Source organism: Bacillus sp. NPDC060175 (assembly GCF_042728695.1).
Classification (GTDB): domain Bacteria; phylum Bacillota; class Bacilli; order Bacillales; family Bacillaceae_G; genus Bacillus_A.
Window position 1 is genome coordinate 30,067 of sequence record NZ_JBHWYR010000023.1, and the last position, 21,858, is coordinate 51,924.

Consider the following 21,858-nt stretch of genomic DNA (forward strand, 5'->3'; position numbering starts at 1 on the left):
AGTGGGTAGTTATTTTACAATAGAATGAGGAGCCTCTAGCAGTTGAAGCTAGAGGTTTTTCTATAGATCGTATAGGATTCCGTGTAAAAGTGGATGATACATGAGTCTATGAGAATAGAGGAGAAATACTTAGACTAAGATTGTTGTCATATAGGAACATACTATATAAACACCAATATGTTTGAGGATTATTGATCATATTTTTATAAGGAGGAAATAGACGATGATGGGAAAGAAAATTTTAGTAGTTGATGATGAAAAGCCGATTGCGGATATTTTGAAGTTCAACCTAGAAAAAGAAGGTTTTGAAATTGTAATGGCGCATGATGGTGATGAGGCGATTGAAAAAGCAAATGAAGAACAGCCAGATATGGTTTTATTAGATATTATGTTACCGGGAAAAGACGGTTTAGAGGTATGTCGTGAAATACGTAAAAGCTCAGAAATGCCAATTATTATGCTTACAGCAAAAGACTCTGAAATTGATAAAGTATTAGGGCTTGAGCTTGGGGCAGATGATTATGTAACGAAGCCATTTAGTACGAGGGAGTTACTTGCTCGTGTGAAAGCAAATTTACGTCGCCATCAGCAGGGTGGTGCTGCAGAGAAAGAAGAAAATACTGAAATGGTTATTGGACCAATCGTTATCAATTCGAACGCTTATAGTGTAACGAAGCGTGAAGAAAGCATTGAGCTTACACATCGTGAATTTGAATTACTACATTATTTAGCGAAGCATTTAGGTCAAGTTATGACTCGTGAACATTTATTACAAACAGTTTGGGGTTATGATTATTTTGGAGATGTACGTACAGTAGACGTAACAGTACGTCGTTTACGCGAAAAAGTTGAAGATAATCCAAGTCATCCTACTTTAATTGTAACTAGACGTGGGGTAGGGTATTACTTGCGTGACCCAGAACAGGAATAGTATATGAAGAAAGTTGGTTTTTTTCAATCTATTCATTTAAAATTTGTGCTCATATATATGCTGTTAATATTAATAGCAATGCAAGTAATTGGTGTATATTTCGTCAGGGAATTAGAAAAAAGCCTTGTAAAAGGCTTTCAAGATTCCTTAACGCAGCAAACAAACTTACTTTCTTATAACCTGAAGCAAGAGTTTGTAAAAGAACGTCCTAAAACAGAATCAGTAGATAAAGCTATTAATGATTCGATTCAAAAATTCGCATCAGATCGTAAGAGAGATATTCAAGAAGTAAGTGTAATTGATTCTACTAAAAAATTAATGGCAATTTCAGATGCGTCTAAGCAAAATAAGGTAGGACGAACGTCAGCAGATACAGCTGTACAACGGGTAATGGTACAAAAGAAACCAGAGTCAAAGATTGAGAAAGATGGACATACAGGTCATCGAGTTCAAGTTATGATTACCCCTATTCTAAAAGAGCCGGGCGGAGATGTACTTGGCGTCATTCATATTGTTGCATCTATGGAAGATGTGTATAAACAAATGAAGGACATCAACCAAATTTTCGCAACGGGGACAGTAATTGCTTTATTAGTAACAGCTGTACTTGGAATTTTATTGGCTCAAACAATTACGAGACCAATTTCAGATATGCGAAGACAAGCAATTGAAATGGCGAAAGGAAATTATTCGCGAAAAGTAAAGGTGCATAGTCACGATGAGATTGGACAATTAGCATTATCTTTTAACAATTTATCTAAAAAATTACAACAAGCTCGTTCCTCCACAGAAAGTGAAAGACGAAAATTATCATCCGTTTTATCACATATGACAGATGGAGTAATTGCTACTGATCGAAAAGGGGATATCATTTTATTAAATGATCCTGCGGAAAAGATGTTAAATGTTTCGCGTGAAACGGCGCTAGATCAATCAGTGTTAGAAGTGTTAGGAATACAAGAAGAATTTACACTTGATCATTTATATGAAGAACCTGATTCAGTTTTATTAGATTTTAGTACGAGAAATGAACCATATATTTTACGTGCTAGTTTCTCTGTTATTCAAAAAGAAACAGGGAAGGCAAATGGTTTAATTGCTGTATTATATGATGTAACAGAGCAGGAGCGGATAGAACAAGAGCGCCGTGAGTTTGTTGCGAACGTATCTCATGAGTTAAGAACGCCGTTAACAACGATGCGCAGTTACTTAGAAGCACTTACTGATGGAGCATGGCAAGATCCAAATATTGCACCGCAATTTTTAACGGTTACACAAGAGGAAACGGAAAGAATGATCAGGCTTGTAAATGCATTGTTACAACTATCTAAACTAGATAGTACAGAACATCGCTTAATGAAGGAATGGGTCGACTTTACTGACTTCTTTAATAACGTTATCGATCGCTTTGAAATGTCTAAAGAGCAAAATGTAAGCTTCAAACGATCTTTCTCTAAAAAATCTCGATTTATTGATATGGATACAGACAAAATCACACAAGTTTTATATAACATTATTTCCAATGCACTAAAATATTCGCCAGAAGGTGGTACAGTAACATATCGCCTGCGTGACCGCGGGGAGTTATTAGAGATTAGTGTGAGTGATCAAGGAATGGGAATTCCGAAAGAAAATGTAGATAAAATATTTGAACGTTTTTATCGTGTAGATAAAGCGCGTTCGAGACAAATGGGTGGTACAGGTCTTGGGTTAGCTATTGCGAAAGAAATGATTGAGGCACATGGCGGCTCGATTTGGGCGAAAAGTGAGGAAGGAAAAGGGACAACTATTTATTTCACATTGCCAATGGCGACAGATGAAGAGGACGATTGGGAATGAGTATGGAAAACTTTAAAACGATAGTTCTAATTAATTTGGTTGTCATTAGTCTATTTCTTACTTTTAACTTATGGACATATGTTCCTGATTCCACTTCTATGCAAAATACAAAGTTCGTTCAAGGTAACGAAGAGATAAATCAGGTAAAGATTTCGGAGGTTGTTCGCCCATCCTCTGTCGTTATTCATAAAGAGAAAAATCATTATGTAAGCGAAAAGAAGGCAAATGTGGATTCAATCTATAAAATTCTTGAAAACGGAGAATTACATGATTTTAGGGAAATAACGGGGACAGTCCCTAAAGGTGATTTTCTGTCTTATGTACACGGAGAAGAAAAAATTGAATTTGTTTTCCCTACAAATATCCCGTTAGATACGATTAAAGATATGTTTAATATTAAAGATAAAAACATAGAAAGTAACAGAAGTTTTAATCGTATTATAATTGATCCTTCTAGAAGTACGGACCAAGAAATTAAAGTTAGCTTTGTTTCCTATGATACTCCTCATAAAATATATCAAGCAAAATTGAGCGGTGCTTATATAAAGGATATTATAAATGCTCAAAATCAACTTATAACAGTAGCAAGACCATATTTTGAATATCAAATAAATGATACAAAAAAACTTTTTTTACCAGATGGGATTACGGAATTAAGTAAGGCAGAGTATATTACAGCTAAACTAGAGGTAGATCCATTCAAAAATGCTTTATTTAGTGATCCACGTTATTTAAGTCCTATTTCTGAGAAAGAAAAGGAAACATTTACGGATGGCATCCGTTCTATGGAAATTGATAAGTTGGATGCAATGTTGAAATATAAAAATTCCGCTGTACATGGTGATAAACCTACGGATAATGCGGTGATTTTACAAAAAAGTTTTGATTTTGTAAGTGGGCATAGTGGATCCTTTAAGTCCTATCGTTTTGATTATATTAATGGGAGGAAAACTTCATTCCGTTTATATGAGGATGGTTTGCCTGTATTTAATGCCAATGGAATAGCGGAATTAAAACAAGTATGGGGTTCAGGTGAAATTATGCAGTATGAAAGACCCTTTTTTGAGTTCAGTATTACTTTGCCTAGTAAACAACAAACAACTTCTCTTGCATCAGGTCATATAGTGATGACATCACTAGAGAATAACCCGGAAATTGATAAAAAATCAATTCAGGATGTTGGTATTGGTTATAAAATGTCATTGGAACCTTCCATCAGTGATGGGAGTGGGAGAATCGCTGTCTTACAGCCGATATGGTATGTAAAATGTGAAGAAGATGGTAAGCAACAAATATATGAGTGGAGTGAGGGGGGACTAAATGGATTGGGATCGAATTAAAACAATATTTATTGTGACCTTTTTTGTTTTAGACCTCTTTCTTATCTTTCAGTTCATTCAAAAGCAAGATAGTAATCAATTAGAACTTGTGACGGAAACGAAAATCGATCAACAATTAAAAGCTGAAAAAATTACTATGGGGAATTTTCCTAAAGAACCGAAAAAAGAGTCATTTATAATGGCGAAAAATAAGGTTTTCAAAGAAGAAGATGTACAATCTTTAAAAAATCAGACGGCGCATGTGCAAGACGAATATCAAATAGAGAGTAAATTAAAAGAGCCTTTTTTAAATACAAAATCATCGTCAAAAGATAAGTATAATGATTTTTTGAAAAATTATGTGCTGGATGGACAAAAATATGAGTTTGGAGCAATAAAGGACTCAAAAATTTACTTCTTTCAAAAGTATAAAGATAAACCAATCTTCTACAATAATCGTGCGATGATTGTTGTAGATTTAAATGAAAAAAATGAGCTTATTTCGTATACACAAACAATGTTAACGGATTTGAAGGAAATGGGCGAAAGCGAAAAGACGAAAGAACAAGAAATTATTACTGCTCAAACAGCTTTAGAAAATATATATTTGAAAAATAAAATTGCAGAAAATACGCACGTGAAAGAGGCGCAGATTGGATATGCAACTCTTGCGGAGTCTTCTTCTAATATACAAGTGCTTGCTCCAACATGGAACTTAAAGACAGAGCAGAAAAAGGATTTTTTTGTGAATGCAATTGAAGGACAAGTTATGGAATTAGGGGAAACTCAAGTGCCGGAAGAACATAATGGAGTGAGAAAGAATGAGTATGCACTTTAGTGTACTTGCGAGTGGAAGTACAGGGAATATGCTATATGTAGGAACAGATGAAAAAAAACTGCTCGTCGATGCAGGTTTAAGTGGTAAAGCGACAGAGGCTTTATTTAAACAAGCTGAACTGAATATAAATGACGTATCAGGTATTCTTGTAACACATGAGCATAGTGACCATATTAAAGGATTAGGTGTATTGGCACGTAAATATGATTTACCTATTTATGCGAACGAGAAAACATGGAATGCAATGGAACATTTAATAGGTAATATCCCAACTGATCAAAAATTCATTTTCTCAGTAGGGGACGTGAAAACATTTGGGGATATTGAAGTTGAATCATTTGGTGTTTCTCATGATGCAGCGGAACCGATGTTTTATGCTTTTCATAACAATAATAGAAAGTTAGCTCTTATTACAGATACGGGCTACGTAAGTGACCGTATGAAAGGTGTCATTAAGGGAGCGAACGCTTTCGTATTTGAAAGCAATCATGATGTGGAGATGCTTCGTATGGGACGCTATCCATGGAGCATTAAGCGACGTATTTTAAGCGACGTTGGCCACGTTTGTAATGAGGACGCTGCATTAGCGATGGCTGATGTTATTACAGACGAGACAAAACACATTTATTTAGCGCATTTAAGCTTAGATAATAACATGAAAGAATTAGCGCGTATGTCTGTATCACAAGTATTAGAGGAAAAAGGTTTTGGGGTTGGAGAATCCTTTGAAATACATGATACGGATCAAAAAATGCCTACTAAAATTCAATACGTATAATTCTTCATTTTAGTAAACAATAAAGGTGAATATAGTTGTTTTCAGGAAGATAGGTGAACAAATATGTCCTTTATTGATGAAGAAAAATATCGTATTAAACGCGCAGGGAAAAAGAAACATAAAGGTATTGTCATTTCTAGCATAGCGGGGACAATTGTAGGGGCTTCATTATTTGCATTTGGAGCTCCTTTATTTTCAAATCATGCAGGTAAGCTTCCGCAAGCTGAAGCAAGTGAAAAAAATATGGCTGAAGCTCAAAGTGGAAATGTTCCTGTTAAACAGATTAGCTTTGTAGACGCCGTTGATCGTGCTTCAGAGGCTGTTGTTGGTGTTATTAACATTCAACGAGATGATTTTTCAGAGGCTGATTCGGAAGCTGGTACAGGCTCTGGTGTGATTTATAAGAAAACAGATGGACATGCGTATATTGTAACGAATAACCACGTTGTTGCTGGGGCGAATCGTATTGAAGTGAGCTTAAGTGACGGTAAGAAAATTCCAGGTAAAGTATTAGGAACCGATGTAGTCACGGACTTAGCGGTACTAGAAATAGATGCGAAGCATGTGAAGAAAGTGATTGAAATTGGCGACTCTAATACAGTTCGTAGAGGAGAACCAGTTATTGCGATTGGGAATCCACTTGGGCTACAATTTTCTGGAACTGTCACACAAGGTATTATTTCGGCTAACGAGCGTATTGTCCCTGTAGATTTAAACCAAGATGGACATTACGATTGGCAAGTAGAAGTATTACAAACAGATGCGGCAATTAATCCAGGTAATAGTGGTGGTGCACTTGTTAATGCAGCAGGACAATTAATTGGCATTAACTCAATGAAAATTGCAGCAAAAGAAGTAGAAGGAATTGGACTAGCTATTCCAATTACAAGAGCCGTCCCTGTTATGAATGAACTTGAGAAATACGGTAAAGTAAAAAGACCTTATGTTGGAATTGAGCTTAGATCGTTAAATGAGATTCCGAATTATTATTGGTCAAAAACGTTACATTTACCAGGTAACATAACGGATGGAGTTTGCATTTTAGATGTGAAAAGTCCTTCGCCAGGCACGGATGCTGGCTTGCGAGAGCATGACGTTATTGTGGCGGTAGATGGAAAAGCGGTGCACGATATTATTGGGTTCCGCACGGCCTTATATAATAAAAAAATTGATGACAAAATGACTCTTACTTTTTATCGTGGTACAAAACGAGCGACAACAACGGTGAAATTAGGCATTCAAAAGTATTAAAAACAGGAGGGCCTACCTCCTGTTTTCTATTGTAGAAAAGTGAGGTGAAGAATATGAATTTACCTTGTTGTTTAGAACATGTTGAATTAGCATTAGATATCATTGTGGATGAGTGTGAAGTTGCACCGGTTATTAACAATGTGGATAACTCTAAAGAAGAGAAAAAAACATGTGAATTTTGTCAAAAAGAGGCGACATATGTTGTATCGAACACAGATTCTCACACAATATGTGGGTAACATTTGTGGATATGTGGATAAGTCCTGTGGATAACGTGTTTGTAAGGTGGGGAATAGATGTGAATATCTCGATTATTTCAATCGGAAAATTAAAAGAAAAATACTTAAAACAAGGTATAGCAGAATACTTAAAACGATTATCTTCTTACGCAAAAGTAGAAGTAATTGAGTTGCCAGATGAAAAGGCACCAGAAAATTTAAGTGCAGCAGAAATGTTAATTGTAAAAGAAAAAGAAGGTATACGTATACTGGATAAAATTTCTGACGATACGCACGTCATTGCGTTAGCAATAGAAGGAAAACAAAAATCATCAGAAGAATTTGCAGCAAGTATAGATCGCCTTGCTACATATGGAAAGAGCAAAATCACATTTGTAATTGGTGGATCACTGGGGCTTAGTTCTGAAGTAATGAAGCGTTCAAACGAATCTCTTTCTTTCTCAAAGATGACATTACCACATCAATTAATGCGATTAGTATTGCTTGAGCAAGTGTATAGAGCGTTTCGGATTAATCGTGGGGAACCGTATCATAAATAGTGGGTAGTAATCGAAAGTTAATAATGCCTTGTGTAATAACATAAAGTATTATTGGCTGTATATTGAATAAAAAATATGATTAAGAAATTAGCACTTATCTTTACAGGATAGAGTGCTTTTTTATACGCACTTTATTATTTTAGATTTAACCGATCGTAATTAAAATGTACAATAAATATGGGATATGCGAGTGTTTGGTAAAATCAAGTATACTCAATATAGGAGAAAAGAAGTATTAGATGTAATTAGGGGGGCTTAACATATTTAGGGGAAATATGAAAAAAATACTTATATCATTACTAAAAAACCCATTATTAATAATCGGATACTGGATTTTTTGTTATGAGTTAGCTTTGTTATGTATGTATGGAAGAGTGAATAATAATATTTATATTTTGTTATTATGTACAGCATTTTTAATACTTATAATTATATTTACTACAATTAAAGTTATAAAAAATAGGGAATATGAATCATCCGAATTATTAAATATAAAGGGATGGAAATATGCTTCCGTTATCATCATTATCTTTATAACGCTTTTTTATGGGATAAAAATTTATAAAAGTGCAACGAATTATGGTGGTAAACTAGCATGGTTTATAGAAAGCGTAAAAAACGAAAGATCAGTTGAACTTGAGCGTGATAATATATATAAGTATGGTGTAGAGGGTATTTTTGAAGATATAAATAAGAAATATACTTTGCCAAAGAAGTTATATATGTCGGATGGTTTTACTTTGGAATTTAACTCAGATGGAACAATTACATCATTTGATACTTTTCTTTATGGAAAAAATGCTGCTGGAAAAGAGGAAAGCTACTTAATATCTTATAATAAAAATAAATCAAAAGATATTTTTGTAGGACTAAATGGGTATATTAACGCTGATTATAATGAAGATAAATTAGTAAAACCTTTAATTAAAACAGTTCAAGCCATTCCAGTTAAACAAACTGTCAGTAAGTGGAATGAAGATAAATATGGGCTGGTTTATTATGGGAAAAGAAACTGGGGTTACAATAGAGAAGGAATTATTAATATTAATAAAGATGGGAAATTAGAGAAGCTTGAAGAAGCAAAATCCGAAATAATTGGATATACGGTATCTATATTTATCCCCGGAAAAGAGAAAGAGATAGTACCTGCTAGATATAATTTACTAGGTGACCCAAATTGGAGTAAGGAAAGTAGTTCTAAAAAGAAAAAGAAGGATCTAACTAATAATAATGAGCAATTTTACTTTTCAAAAGAAGTGGGTTATAAACTACATGTTACAGATAAAGCGTTAGGGAGTACCTTTTATTCACTAAGCAAGACAATAGATGGTGGAGAAACATGGGCAGTTATAAATGAAGACCCATTTAATGAAGCAGTTGGTAGTGCATCAGGAATCATCTTTTTCAATGAGAAACTCGGATTTTTAAGGGCAGCTAGACCCTCTGGCACTGAAGGAGGGCTATACCGTACAGATGATGGGGGTATAACTTTTCAAAAGGTGAGCTATATAAATCATGAAGTGAAGCTAGAGAGTGGACAATTAATAACCCCTTTTGATTTTCCTAATATGCCTTATGAGAAGGATGGGGTTTTTAACATGTTAGTTGGGCAAGGATCAGATGGAGACTATAATGGTAATAGTAGTATACTTTATCAATCTAAAAATCAAGGTGAAACATGGGAGTATGTAAAAGAGGTTAAAGGTAATTAGTAGTGGGAAAGACCATTGGACAAAAATCACCGATGGTCTTTTACACATTAATAGGTGGTATATAGATTTCCTAAAATAAGTATGTTTCTATTTCTAAAAAAATATGCTGTAATATGAAGAGGGAAAAAGTATAAGTAGTCAGAGAAGTGAGGAATTAAGGGTGAAGAAGTTTAAGAAGTTTTACTTAGAGATTACAAGTGTATGTAATCTTGCGTGCAGCTTTTGTCCGCCGACGGAAAGGCAGAAGCAATTCATTTCTGTGGAGGATTTTGCTAAAAGATTAGACCAAATTAAACCTCATACAGACTACATTTATTTACACGTGAAGGGTGAGCCGTTGCTCCATCCAAAAATAGATCAACTATTAGATTTAAGCCATGAAAAAGGGTTTAAAGTTAATATTACAACGAACGGAACGTTAATTAATAAGAGAAGGCATAGATTGTTAAATAAGCCTGCGTTAAGACAAATGAATTTTTCACTGCACAGTTTTGATGGACACCCAGGATCGCAAGATAAAGAGGGCTATGTAAGGAGTATACTTTCTTTCATTAGAGAAGCGACGAGTCAATCGGATTTAATTGTTTCGCTAAGGTTATGGAATTTAACTCAGGATAACAAAACGAATCTTGAAATTCAGCGGAATAGAGATTTATTATCTATTATCGAAAAAGAGTTTGATCTTTCTTATAACATAGAAGAGAAGCTCACACCAGGAAAAGGTATAAAAATTGCGGAACGTGTATTTATTAATCAAGATTATGAATTCCAGTGGCCGGCATTACATGAAGAAGAGGATGATGGAAAAGGATTCTGTCATGGTCTTCGAAATCAGGCTGGAATCTTAGCGAACGGAACTGTTATTCCTTGCTGTTTAGATGGTGAGGGAATTATTAACCTTGGAAATATTAATAGTGATTCATTCTCTAATATTATTGAAGGCGATAGAGCGCAAAATATTGTAGATGGATTTTCAAAAAGGGTTGCAGTAGAAGAACTGTGTAGAAAATGCGGATACCGCAAAAGATTTGGAAAGTAAATATAGAATAAGCCCTCATAAAACGAGGGCTTATTTTTATTCTTGATAAGAGTGCTCTAGTTCATCAATTAAGGAACCGACGTAAGAAACAGCTTTACGGATTGCATCTGGTTTTGACATGTCTACTCCAGCGTGTTTCATTAATTCGAGTGGTTTCATCGTACCGCCTGCGCGGAGCACGTTGAGCCAGCGATCAACGGCAGGCTGTCCCTCTTCCTTAATCATTTGGGCTACGGCGGTAGATGCAGTTAGGCCTGCTGAATATGTGTAAGAATATAAGCCCATATAATAGTGAGGTTGACGCATCCATGTTAAACCGGCACCTTCATCAATTTCTACTGAATCTCCCCAGAATGTAGAAAGGACATTTGTTTTTATTTCAGTTAAAGTGGTGGCTGTAAGTGCTTGTCCTTCCTCTGCTATGGCATATACTCTTCTTTGATATTCTCCTTCAAGTAAATGAGTAACAAAGTTATGGTAGTACGTGCCGAGTAGTTGCAGAATAACCCATCTGCGCATTCTCTTGTCCTCCGTTGTCGCAAGTAAATGCTGAGTTAATAGTAATTCATTCATCGTTGATGGAGCTTCAACAAAGTACATAGATGGACGCACATTCATAATACGCTGATTTTTATTGGCTAAATAAAAATGACCAGCATGTCCAAATTCATGAGCTAATGTGAAACACCCGCGCATCGTACCCTGCCATGTAATTAAAATATAAGGGTGAGAACCGTATGGGCTAGAGCAGAAGGCACCTGTTGATTTTCCAACGTTATCTGCAAGGTCTACCCATCTTTCTTTGAAGCCCTTTTCGATAATGGAACTATATTCATTTCCTAATACTTTTAAAGAATTTTGAATGAGTTTTCCTGCTTCTTCATAAGTAATCGCTGGATTGAATTCAGGATCTAAAGGCGCGTGTAGGTCGCAGAAAAGCATTTGATCAAGACCTAATACTTTCCTTTTTAAATCTGCAAAACGGCGCATATGAGGCGCTAATTCGTTATAAATAATATCTAGTTGGTTGTTATACATTTCAAGTGGAACTTTTTGAGGCTCTAAAAGCATATGAGTAACGGATTCATATTTGCGTAACCGCGAAAGTGTCACTTGTTTTTTTACTTCAGTAGCATATGTTGTTGCGACTGTATTTTTATATCGTTTCAATGTGGAAACAAATGATGAATATGCTTTTCTACGTATATATGTGCTTGGAGAGAATTCATATTTACTTTCAAATAATGCAAATGATACAGGCAAATCATTTCCTTGTTCATCTTGTATAGAAGGAAAATCCATATCGGCTAATTTAGTCATACCGTAAATTTTGTAGGGAGAACTATGAACTTCGCCGAGTGCAGCAAGAGCTTCTTCTGTTTCAGGTGAGAGAGTGTGCTGCCTTTTTTGTAGTATTTCTAGTAACGATTTACGGAAAGGTTCAAGTTTTGTTTCTTCAATTAAATATTTTTCAATTGTTCCTTCTTCGAGTGAGAGGATTTCATTATGGATAAAGGATAGTGCAGTATGTACAGTTGTCCATAAAGCGGAAATTTTGGAAGAGTCCGCTTGAATAACTGGATCTGTTCGATCAGCAGATTCTTTTAAATTTGCATATGAATATAGCTTTGTTAATTTCATTAAAAGCTCTTCCTCTAAAAGCAGGCAATTTAATAAAGTAGTGGGGCTAGTGTGTAATTGTCCTTTAAATGTATCAAGTTTTTTTATATCATCTTTTAATACACGTAATGCAATTTCCCACTCTTTATCAGATGGGTATAAATCAGAAAGGTCCCATGTTAATTCAGTAGGGACTTCTGCGCGAATAAGGCGTTTCTCAATTACATCTTTCATTTGTTATATCCCCCTTATTATAAGTATCTAAAAACATGATACTAGAAAATTCAGTAAAATAAAAATATTTTACATTTTTATACATGAAAAAGAAGGACAAGCATAAAAAATGCTTGTCCTTCGAGTTGAATTTTAAAAATTAATATACTTTATCACCGTTGAAAATAGAGTTTTTCACGACAACATAATCTACAGTACGAATAGCATCTAATCTTGTTCCGCCAGCGTAAGAGATAGAAGATTGAAGATCTTGTTCCATTTCGATTAAAGTGTCTTCTAAAGAACCTTTATGCTCAACGAACATTTTCTTACCTTCAACGTTTTTCTTCTCACCTTTTTGGAATTCAGAAGCAGAACCAAAGTATTCTTTATAAAGCTTGCCATCTTTTTCGATTGTTTCCCCTGGAGACTCTTCATGACCAGCGAATAGAGAACCGACCATAACCATAGTTGCTCCAAATCGAATTGATTTAGCTACGTCGCCATGCGTACGAATACCACCGTCAGCGATAATTGGCTTACTTGCAGCTTTTGCACACCAGCGAAGTGCAGCTAGCTGCCAACCACCAGTTCCAAAGCCTGTTTTAATTTTAGTAATACAAACTTTACCAGGTCCAATACCAACTTTTGTTGCGTCAGCACCAGCGTTTTCTAATTCTCTTACCGCTTCTGGAGTTCCAACGTTTCCAGCGATAACGAAGCTCTCTGGTAAATGTTTTTTAATATGTTGAATCATATTGATCACAGCATTAGAGTGACCGTGTGCGATATCGATTGTAATGTATTCAGGTGAAAGTTGCTCAGCAGCTAATTGTTGTACGAATTCGTATTCGTCTTCTTTAACACCAACGCTGATTGAAGCAATTAATCCACGTGATTGCATATCTCTAATGAATGAGATTCGTTTCTCTGGTTGGAAACGATGCATGATATAGAAATAATTATTTTCAGCTAAATAAGTTGCGATTCTTTCATCTATAATCGTTTGCATATTTGCAGGTACGACAGGTAATTTAAATTTATGTTTTCCTAAAGTGACAGTTGTATCACATTCAGATCGGCTGTTTACAATACATTTTGCAGGAATTAATTGAATGTCTTCATAGTCAAATACGTTTTCCATCATTTACACCCCTAAAATACGAATATTTTATTTTTATTGATTAAAAATGTTCGTCCATAGGATAATTTACATCATTTTTATTAAGAAGTCAAAGATTTTCTTAACATTTTTTTTGAAAGAAGCTAATATCTTTTAAAAATAACGTTAAAAGCGAATTTAAATAGTTTTTATAGGTATAACGTTCGTTTATAAAAAAAGTAAGGAAAGTTGCGATAATTGCATAAAATTGTATGTGTGCTTCTTATTTTGGGTGAGGGGGCTGGGGAGATACTATGAAAAAGTTAATATTAACAATAGGAATAACTTTGTTGGTTGTTGCTGGATGCAGCAATAATGATGCCTTTGATAAGGCAAAGAAACAAGGAGATTTAGCGTTGGAAAATAAAGAATACGATAGAGCAGTCGCATCTTTTGAATTAGCATTAAAAGAAAAGAAGGATGATCGGGAAATAAGGCTGAAGATAAATCAAACGAATAAAATGATTGAAGCATTACAGGAAAGTAATATAGACCGAGCAAGTTCGTTATTGAGGGAAATTGAAAATGATTCTGCTAGTTCAGTTATATTAGCCAAACAAGCAAAAGAAAAACGAGAAGTTTTAGCTAATCAAAAAGATGAGGAAGAAAAATATAAGCAAATGCTTGCTAAAATAGAAGAGTTGAAAAACCAACAGAAGTTTGTGGATGTAAAAGAGCAACTGAACGTAATTATTAGGGAAACGAAAGGGAAAGAACAGTTTAAAGTATATTATCAAAATGCGAATGAACAAATTACACAGATTGTGCCGAGAGCAGTAAATGTAGATAAAACAAAAGATGAGAACCGTAAGGAAGAAAAAGAAGAGAAGTCGGGAAGTGTTATTACCGGTCAGAAGGCAGAGTATATTACTAAATTAAATAGTATTGAGGAGAGTTTGAAGAAACTCGATTACTTATATGAGAACGGAATTACAACTGAAATGAAAGAGGGTGAGGGTAAAAGATACGAGGCATGGGATAAAGCATTAAATGAGATTTATGGTGTTTTGAAAATGCAACTTCCTACAAGTGAAATGAACACTTTGAGAGAGAAACAGCGTGAATGGATTACGTATCGAGATCAAAAGGCGGAAGAAGCTTGGAATGAATCCGGGCAGGGGACATTGTCAGGTTTAGCAAGTACTTCATCGAATGTAAGTAGTACGAAGGAAAGGTGCTATCAGTTAGTTGAACAGTATATGAAGTGATAGAGGTTTATTTTTATAATGGAATAATTTTTTGAAATAGAAAATTTCTATATAAAAAGGTGAATCCCGAATGATTCGCCTTTTTATGTGAGCTTTCAAGTATAATGAATAAGGTGATAATAACGTATATGATGATTCATTGATAGGAAAAGTGAAAAAAGAAAATAATACAGAATAAAAAGAGGTTAATATATGAGTAAAAAAAGTTTTTCTGATTATGCATTAAGTAAAGAAATTGTAAGAGCACTTACTGGTTTAGGATATGAACATCCAACGGAAGTGCAAGGAGAGGTTATTCCAGTTGCCTTGCAAAAGAAAGACCTTGTCGTGAAATCACAGACTGGAAGTGGAAAAACCGCTTCATTTGGCATACCACTTTGTGAAATGGTGGAGTGGGAAGAGAATAAGCCACAAGCTTTAGTTTTAACACCGACGAGAGAGCTTGCGGTGCAAGTAAAAGAAGATATTACGAATATAGGTCGCTTCAAAAGAATTAAGGCCGCTGCAGTTTATGGTAAATCTCCATTTGCACGTCAAAAATTAGAGTTAAAGCAAAAAACACATATTGTAGTTGGGACTCCTGGCCGTGTGTTAGATCATATTGAAAAAGGTACCCTTTCTTTAGAGTGTTTGAAGTATTTAGTTATTGATGAAGCAGATGAAATGCTGAATATGGGTTTTATTGATCAAGTAGAGGCAATTATTGACGAATTACCTAAAAAACGAATGACAATGCTATTTTCAGCAACACTTCCAAAAGATGTTGAAAAGTTATCTCGTACGTATATGGATTCGCCAACGCATATTGAAATTAAGGCTGCCGGGATTACAACGGATAAAATTGAACATACACTTTTTGAGATGAGAGAAGAGGAGAAGCTTTCACTTCTTAAAGATGTAACAACGATTGAGAATCCAGATAGTTGTATTATTTTTTGCCGTACGCAAGAAAATGTAGATCACGTATTTCAACAGTTAAAGCGGGTTAACTATCCTTGTGACAAAATACATGGTGGTATGGTACAAGAAGATCGTTTTGAAGTTATGGATGATTTTAGAAAAGGAAAGTTCCGTTATTTAGTAGCGACAGACGTAGCTGCTAGAGGAATTGATATTGATAATATTACACATGTTATTAACTATGATATTCCATTAGAAAAAGAAAGTTATGTACATCGTACGGGAAGAACGGGACGAGCTGGTAATAACGGGAAAGCTATTACATTCATGACGCCGTATGAAAATAGATTTTTAGAAGAGATTGAGGAGTACATTGGCTTTGAAATTCCAAAGGCACTTGCACCTTCAAAAGAAGAAGTTATGAAAGGGAAAGCAGTATTTGAGGAAAAGATACATGCTAAACCAATTATAAAGAAAGATAAAAATGCAGACCTAAACAAAGGAATTATGAAATTGTACTTTAATGGCGGGAAGAAAAAGAAAATTAGGGCGGTAGATTTCGTCGGTACAATTGCTAAAATTAAAGGTGTTACAGCAGAAGATATAGGAATTATTACAATACAAGACAATGTTTCTTACGTTGAAATATTAAATGGAAAAGGACCACTTGTTTTAAAAATCATGAAAAACACAACGATTAAAGGGAAACAATTAAAGGTTCATGAAGCAATTAAGTAAACAAAAAACTATCCACCTGTTAGAGGTGGATAGTTTTTTTGTTTAAGTTTCTTTGAGGTCATCAACTAGTTTCTCTGCTAAACGTCTATACATATTACTCATAGTCACGAAGGATGTTAGTAATAAAAACTTTTCTAGCTTTGGATCTTCTAAGGAAGAAACCTCGTTTACTTCCTTAACACGGTTATTCACGTCGTGCTTAAAGTTTCCCACATTGGCGTCATTAAGAGAAAGGTAATCTTTATATAGGGTATTTAATTCGAATGTATCATCGCTTATTAACGGTGCATTTATATTTTCTAAGGAGCTTTTTATATCATTAATGGAAAGAGCTCCTTTTAATTGATAAATTAAGCTGATTAAAATCATATGTTCTTTTGAATACTTTTTATTTTTGATAGGGATGAATAATTTCCCTTTTGCGTAATTGTTAATCATTGTTTTTGTTAATACTTTTTCATCATCAGTTCTCGTTGTATCCGCATAAGTATTCTCAAATAGTTGGACAACTTGGTCTACATATAAGTCGACATTTGGGATATCCTCAAGTTTAATACTTTTTTCTAAATGTAATGATTCAAGTAATTTATTTATATTTTCCACGTAGAACCCCTCACTTTTATAACTTAGTGGAACGTAATGTTTAGTATATCTTTAAATATGGTATTACGAAACAAATGAATTGTAAATGTTGACCCGTGAGAATAATGTGTATATAATTACATGTAGTTATGAAAACTACATGTAATTATATGAGGGGTGTTTATATGAATACTTATGTAAGAGAACCAGTTAATGCATTTACTCACTTAGGAGGAGCTGTATTATCATTTATTGCATTATTAGCTATGCTTGTGAAGGTTTCTGTTAAGATGCCATCTGTTGCTGCAATTACAGCCGTTATTTTATTTGGTATAGGGATGATGGTCCTTTATATGGCGTCAGCCGTGTATCATAGTGTTGTAGCCAGTGAACGTGTTATTTATTTCTTTAGGAAGCTAGATCATTCTATGATTTTTATATTAATTGCAGGTACATATGCACCCTTTTGCTTAATTACATTAAATTCGGCAAATGGTTTACTATTATTTTGTTTAGTTTATGCAACTGCGATTTTTGGTATTGTTTTTAAAATGTTTTGGTTTAATTGTCCAAGATGGTTATCGACAGCAATTTATCTTCTGATGGGTTGGTTAATTGTTCTATTCTTTGCACCGTTAGCTGAGAATTTAAGTACAGGAGGTATTATTTTCTTAGTACTTGGAGGCATTTTTTATACAATTGGCGGGTTTATTTACGGTGCGAAGCCAAAATGGTTGGAGTTTAAATATATGGGACACCATGAAATTTTTCATGTTTTTGTATTGTTAGGTAGTCTTGCTCATTTTCTAAGTGTATATTGTTACGTAATTTGATCAAAAAACGCCACATGATGTCTGTTATGTGGCGTTTTTTTATTACCTGATTTGAATCGTGTATTGCCCAAAAAATTATGGGATAAAATGTAAGTTTCTGTGTTCGCATAATAAACATATGATAAGAAATATGTGATATACTTTGAGAAGTTTATAATGAATGAAATATGGAGGACTATAATTATGGCAATACTTGTAACAGGTGGAGCAGGATATATTGGTAGTCATACATGCGTAGAATTACTAAAAAACGGTTACGAAATTATAGTAGTAGATAATTTTTCGAATAGCTCAGTAGAGTCTATAAATCGAGTAAAAGATATAACAGGAAAACAGTTTAAGCTTTATAAAGAAGATATTTTAAATCGAGAAGCACTTGATACGATTTTTGAAGAAAATACAATTGAAGCTGTTATTCATTTTGCAGGCTTTAAGGCTGTAGGGGAATCAGTAGCAATTCCGTTAACGTATTATCATAACAACATTACAAGCACATTAGTGCTATGTGAAGTGATGCAGAAGCATAATGTGAAGAAGATGATCTTCAGTTCATCTGCAACAGTGTATGGTATCCCGGAAACATCACCAATTACGGAGGAGTTTCCATTAAGTGCAACAAATCCATATGGTCAAACGAAATTAATGATTGAACAAATTATGCGTGATGTAGCATTTGCGGATACAGAATGGAGTATCGCATTACTTCGTTATTTCAACCCATTTGGTGCGCATGAAAGTGGGCGTATTGGAGAAGATCCAAATGGAATTCCAAATAACTTAATGCCATATGTAACACAAGTAGCAGTAGGTAAGCTAAAAGAATTAAGTGTATTTGGAAGTGACTATCCAACAAAAGATGGCACGGGTGTCCGTGATTATATTCATGTTGTAGACTTAGCGAATGGCCATGTAAAGGCGCTTGAAAAGGTAATTGGCACTACTGGGATAGATGCATATAATCTCGGTACAGGTACTGGTTATAGTGTGTTGGAAATGGTTGAAGCATTTGAAAAGGTTTCGGGCAAGGAAGTTCCTTATAAAATTACAGAGCGTCGCCCTGGTGATGTTGCAGTATGCTTTGCAGATGCATCGAAAGCGAAGCGTGAATTAGGATGGGAAGCAAAACGCGGATTAGAAGAAATGTGTGCAGATTCTTGGAGATGGCAATCAAATAATAAAAATGGCTATCTAGAAGTTTAATAAACAGATAAAAAATGACCTTTGCATAAGCAAGAGGTCATTTTTTTATCTGTTTATTTTCTATTAAGTTTATTGGCCACTTTAGTAAAGAAAGTTCGTTGTTTTATAGAAATGTTTGACTGACAAAACGTATAGTAGTCAATATCTTTAATATAAGTAAAGAGTCTAGAAATAGCATATAAGAATGTAATAGAAGATCCGAGTGCAAAACTAATACCGTAACCATTGAATCCAAATGGAAGTAGAAGAAGACTTAATAATAGGTTTGCAAAAAAGAACAGGGCTGATGTTCGAAATGCCCCTTTACGATCTTCAAAATATAAGAGTAGTAACGTGATAACAAGGACCATCCCGTTTGCATAAGCACCAATTATAGTTAGTTGCAAAATAGAGTATTCAAGTGTCACGTTCCCAGATTGTGAACTAAACATCCATATTATAAAAATAATAAGTAAAGAAAAAATACCTTGATTACGAAGTATGCGTTCCATTTCTTGCTTTAGGACAAAGTTCATTGATTCTTTTAATTGTAAAATTGTATTTAATGTCGCCCCATTGTTAACTGAGCCGAAGAACTTCTTATACCGTTCATAAAACCTTGTTTCAATGGATACTACGAAGAAAATATAGGTTGGGATAATGCTTAAATAAGCCCAGAAAACAGAGGTATCATACATTTGATGATAAATAAACGTGTTTTCAATATTTCCTCGCCCTTCTCCGAACCAAATAACAAAGTTACATACCCAAATGCCGATATTGTAAAGTAAGCTTGACCAAAATAGTTCCGGATATTTATCTAAGTAAGAAAGGAAGGTAAATTGTTCGGTAGCATCACTATTTGGAAACATTCGTACAATAACTATACTTAACCACACTAATGTAATGAAAGTCCCGATTGTAAAAGAAATTAAAAGTAATAGGGCAAATCCATGTTCTATTCCAAGTGTTGGATGCCAGTAAGCGATAAGCGCAATTCCAGATAAGGAGAAAATGGAACCAATTAAAAATGCAAGAGCGATGGACTGATAATCTTTAGCTGCTGTTAAATAAATGGATTGAATCCAAATGATGTTTAAAGCTAAAAATAAAAATAGCATCACGATTTTATAATACAAGGCTAATGGTGTAAAAATTGCAAACAAAAGCCATAAGACAATAGCTAAGAAAAGTGTGATTTTCGTCATTCCTAAAAAGGAAGAAAATACTTTATCAGCTTTTTGCTCGTATAAAAGGTCAGCCACATATCTAGTTACGATGAGCTGTAAGGCACCATATATAATTTGAGAAAAAATAAAGCAGTATGAAATTGAAATTGTGAAAAGGCGCTGTTCCTCAATTGAAATAGAATGGAACAAACTTAAAATGTATCGAATAGCTGTTACTGCTAAAATAACGACTAACCACGGACCAGCTGTAACAAATAATGAAAATCCGTACGCCTTTATTCTTGAAGAATAGTAGTCTTCTTGGAATAATTTTTGTAAACGAAATCCTATTCCTGCCATGTTTTTTTACCTCTTTCTAAGTAAAGCTTACGATAACTATCAACGACACCTGATAATTGATAGTGCGCTTCAATACGATTGCGCCCATTATCCCCAAATTGTTGAATGGATTCAGGGTGACGATAATACCACTCTAAATGAATGGCAACTTGTTCAGGAGATACAGGTGGTACAACAAATCCACATTGTCCGTAAGGATCTCTATCTTGTCCGTAAATTAATTCCTTACAAGAGCCGACATCTGTAACAACCCATGGTAATCCTGCTGCCATTCCTTCTAACATAGCTAATGGTTGTCCTTCAGATATACTTGTTAATACGAGAAGATCTGTTTGTTTTAAGTAATCTTTAATATTTACTTTGCCGGTCATTATTACATGCTCTTCTAATCCTAATTGTTGAATTAACTCACGACATTCCTGAGCATATTCTGCTTCTTCCGTATCAGGACCTAGTAGGTAAAATATAAATGGAATATCTTTTTCCAATAATAATTTAGCTGCATAAATCATTGTTTTTACATCTTTAATTGGCACAACTCGTATAATGGCGGAAATGATGAGTTTATCCGAATTGTATTTTGGTTTACGTAACCCTTTATAGTCAGATAAAGTAACGCCATTTGGAACGATTTTTAGTTTATGGGCCGGGGCACCTAATTCTTTTTGATATGCACTATTTCGGCCGAACAACGTAATTACATCAGCAGCTTGTTCATATGCTTGATGAGACAAGTGATGAAAGAAAGAAACCCATCTTTTTTTGTATTCAATTGGTATCCAAGTAGATTGTAGTATTTCTTCTTCACGCTCCCGGGAGTAAATACCATGTTCAGTTAGAATAAATGGTATATCGGACTTGGCACTAATTGCAGCACCAAGTAACCCACCATATCCTGTCGATACAGAATGAATAAGATCTAATTCAGGAAAATCAATTTGTAAAATTTGAATGATTGGTGTGAACATAGATCTCCACATCCAAAAGTAATTTAAGAAGGATCCACTACTTTCTTCATATAAATAGCTTTCTTTAACAATCTCATAAAACTCACGGCTTTCGAAGAAGGAATGGAGTGTTCCTAGTTTTTGTTTGTTTCCTAATATTTGTAATGCTGTTGTATCGTTGGCTTGAAATGTAAACCATTTTTGAAGTGTCTGTACTTCTTGTTCAGTTAAATTAGTTTTTATATGTTTTGCTTCATTTTCTGATTGCAAAGGAATCAGAATGATATCTTTTACGTTGCTTGGAATTTCATATTGATATTCATCTTCTGTTTTTACTTGAGGGACTATCGCAAAAATCGTAAATTCATGTTCTTTAAACTGCTGGATAATCATCTGAACCCAGCTTGCTACCCCTCCACTTACAAAGGGGTAGCTGCCTTCAACGACCAAACCTATTCTCAT

Annotated in this window: 19 protein-coding genes; 14 read left to right on the forward strand and 5 right to left on the reverse strand. The window is 34.5% G+C overall.

Features of this window, described 5'->3' with window-relative positions; all coding sequences use genetic code 11:
* The first annotated feature begins 223 nt into the window (after nt 1–223).
* The 10 genes from walR to ACFWDE_RS13830 all read left to right on the forward strand — a co-directional run bounded on the left by walR (nt 224) and on the right by ACFWDE_RS13830 (nt 10,485).
* Nucleotides 224–931 carry a cell wall metabolism DNA-binding response regulator WalR gene (gene walR / locus ACFWDE_RS13785; protein WP_002089942.1) on the forward strand — a complete coding sequence of 236 codons (708 nt, stop codon included), beginning with the start codon at nt 224–226 and terminating at the stop codon, nt 929–931.
* Between the two features lie 3 nt (nt 932–934).
* Nucleotides 935–2,770, forward strand: coding sequence for a cell wall metabolism sensor histidine kinase WalK (gene walK / locus ACFWDE_RS13790; protein ID WP_002113220.1), 1,836 nt, complete (start codon nt 935–937; stop codon nt 2,768–2,770).
* Nucleotides 2,767–4,110, forward strand: coding sequence for a YycH family regulatory protein (locus ACFWDE_RS13795; protein ID WP_377892868.1), 1,344 nt, complete (start codon nt 2,767–2,769; stop codon nt 4,108–4,110). Before walK ends, ACFWDE_RS13795 begins: the two co-directional genes overlap by 4 nt.
* Nucleotides 4,091–4,927 carry a two-component system regulatory protein YycI gene (locus ACFWDE_RS13800; protein ID WP_002113218.1) on the forward strand — a complete coding sequence of 279 codons (837 nt, stop codon included), beginning with the start codon at nt 4,091–4,093 and terminating at the stop codon, nt 4,925–4,927. Before ACFWDE_RS13795 ends, ACFWDE_RS13800 begins: the two co-directional genes overlap by 20 nt.
* A complete protein-coding gene (locus tag ACFWDE_RS13805; RefSeq protein ID WP_002113217.1) occupies nt 4,911–5,705 on the forward strand; it encodes an MBL fold metallo-hydrolase in 795 nt (264 codons plus the stop codon). Before ACFWDE_RS13800 ends, ACFWDE_RS13805 begins: the two co-directional genes overlap by 17 nt.
* A gap of 63 nt (nt 5,706–5,768) precedes the next feature.
* Nucleotides 5,769–6,956, forward strand: coding sequence for a S1C family serine protease (locus ACFWDE_RS13810; RefSeq protein ID WP_377892869.1), 1,188 nt, complete (start codon nt 5,769–5,771; stop codon nt 6,954–6,956).
* Between the two features lie 53 nt (nt 6,957–7,009).
* On the forward strand, nt 7,010–7,195 hold the full coding sequence (locus ACFWDE_RS13815) for a CxxH/CxxC protein (RefSeq protein WP_215585689.1): 186 nt from the start codon (nt 7,010–7,012) through the stop codon (nt 7,193–7,195).
* Between the two features lie 59 nt (nt 7,196–7,254).
* A complete protein-coding gene (rlmH, locus tag ACFWDE_RS13820) occupies nt 7,255–7,734 on the forward strand; it encodes a 23S rRNA (pseudouridine(1915)-N(3))-methyltransferase RlmH (RefSeq protein ID WP_002123590.1) in 480 nt (159 codons plus the stop codon).
* Nucleotides 7,735–8,009: 275 nt separating this feature from the next.
* The gene (locus ACFWDE_RS13825; protein ID WP_377892871.1) at nt 8,010–9,446 is read left to right on the forward strand and encodes a WD40/YVTN/BNR-like repeat-containing protein; all 1,437 of its coding nucleotides are present in this window, start codon (nt 8,010–8,012) and stop codon (nt 9,444–9,446) included.
* Nucleotides 9,447–9,606: 160 nt separating this feature from the next.
* Nucleotides 9,607–10,485, forward strand: a complete 879-nt coding sequence (locus ACFWDE_RS13830; protein ID WP_002144586.1) for a radical SAM/SPASM domain-containing protein — start codon at nt 9,607–9,609, stop codon at nt 10,483–10,485.
* A 36-nt stretch (nt 10,486–10,521) separates the two neighbouring features.
* On the opposite strand, the gene pepF is transcribed toward ACFWDE_RS13830, so the two are convergent.
* Nucleotides 10,522–12,339, reverse strand: coding sequence for an oligoendopeptidase F (gene pepF / locus ACFWDE_RS13835; protein ID WP_377892873.1), 1,818 nt, complete (start codon nt 12,337–12,339; stop codon nt 10,522–10,524).
* Between the two features lie 139 nt (nt 12,340–12,478).
* Nucleotides 12,479–13,462 carry a GMP reductase gene (gene guaC / locus ACFWDE_RS13840; RefSeq protein WP_033717570.1) on the reverse strand — a complete coding sequence of 328 codons (984 nt, stop codon included), beginning with the start codon at nt 13,460–13,462 and terminating at the stop codon, nt 12,479–12,481.
* 272 nt (nt 13,463–13,734) lie between these two features.
* Here guaC and ACFWDE_RS13845 point away from each other — a divergent pair, with 272 nt between their 5' ends.
* Nucleotides 13,735–14,688 carry a lysozyme inhibitor LprI family protein gene (locus ACFWDE_RS13845; protein WP_377892875.1) on the forward strand — a complete coding sequence of 318 codons (954 nt, stop codon included), beginning with the start codon at nt 13,735–13,737 and terminating at the stop codon, nt 14,686–14,688.
* Nucleotides 14,689–14,880: 192 nt separating this feature from the next.
* A complete protein-coding gene (locus ACFWDE_RS13850; protein WP_002144590.1) occupies nt 14,881–16,326 on the forward strand; it encodes a DEAD/DEAH box helicase in 1,446 nt (481 codons plus the stop codon).
* 42 nt (nt 16,327–16,368) lie between these two features.
* On the opposite strand, the gene ACFWDE_RS13855 is transcribed toward ACFWDE_RS13850, so the two are convergent.
* The gene (locus ACFWDE_RS13855; protein WP_377892876.1) at nt 16,369–16,929 is read right to left on the reverse strand and encodes a DUF1836 domain-containing protein; all 561 of its coding nucleotides are present in this window, start codon (nt 16,927–16,929) and stop codon (nt 16,369–16,371) included.
* A 164-nt stretch (nt 16,930–17,093) separates the two neighbouring features.
* Between ACFWDE_RS13855 and trhA the strand changes: the two genes are divergently transcribed.
* Nucleotides 17,094–17,741 carry a PAQR family membrane homeostasis protein TrhA gene (gene trhA / locus ACFWDE_RS13860; protein ID WP_002144591.1) on the forward strand — a complete coding sequence of 216 codons (648 nt, stop codon included), beginning with the start codon at nt 17,094–17,096 and terminating at the stop codon, nt 17,739–17,741.
* A 183-nt stretch (nt 17,742–17,924) separates the two neighbouring features.
* Nucleotides 17,925–18,941: a UDP-glucose 4-epimerase GalE gene (gene galE, locus ACFWDE_RS13865; protein WP_377892877.1), complete on the forward strand. Its 1,017-nt coding sequence runs from the start codon at nt 17,925–17,927 to the stop codon at nt 18,939–18,941.
* 53 nt (nt 18,942–18,994) lie between these two features.
* Here the strand turns inward: galE and pelG are convergent, their stop codons facing one another.
* Nucleotides 18,995–20,449: an exopolysaccharide Pel transporter PelG gene (gene pelG / locus ACFWDE_RS13870; protein ID WP_377892878.1), complete on the reverse strand. Its 1,455-nt coding sequence runs from the start codon at nt 20,447–20,449 to the stop codon at nt 18,995–18,997.
* On the reverse strand, nt 20,437–21,858 hold the full coding sequence (pelF, locus tag ACFWDE_RS13875; RefSeq protein ID WP_377892879.1) for a GT4 family glycosyltransferase PelF: 1,422 nt from the start codon (nt 21,856–21,858) through the stop codon (nt 20,437–20,439). Before pelF ends, pelG begins: the two co-directional genes overlap by 13 nt.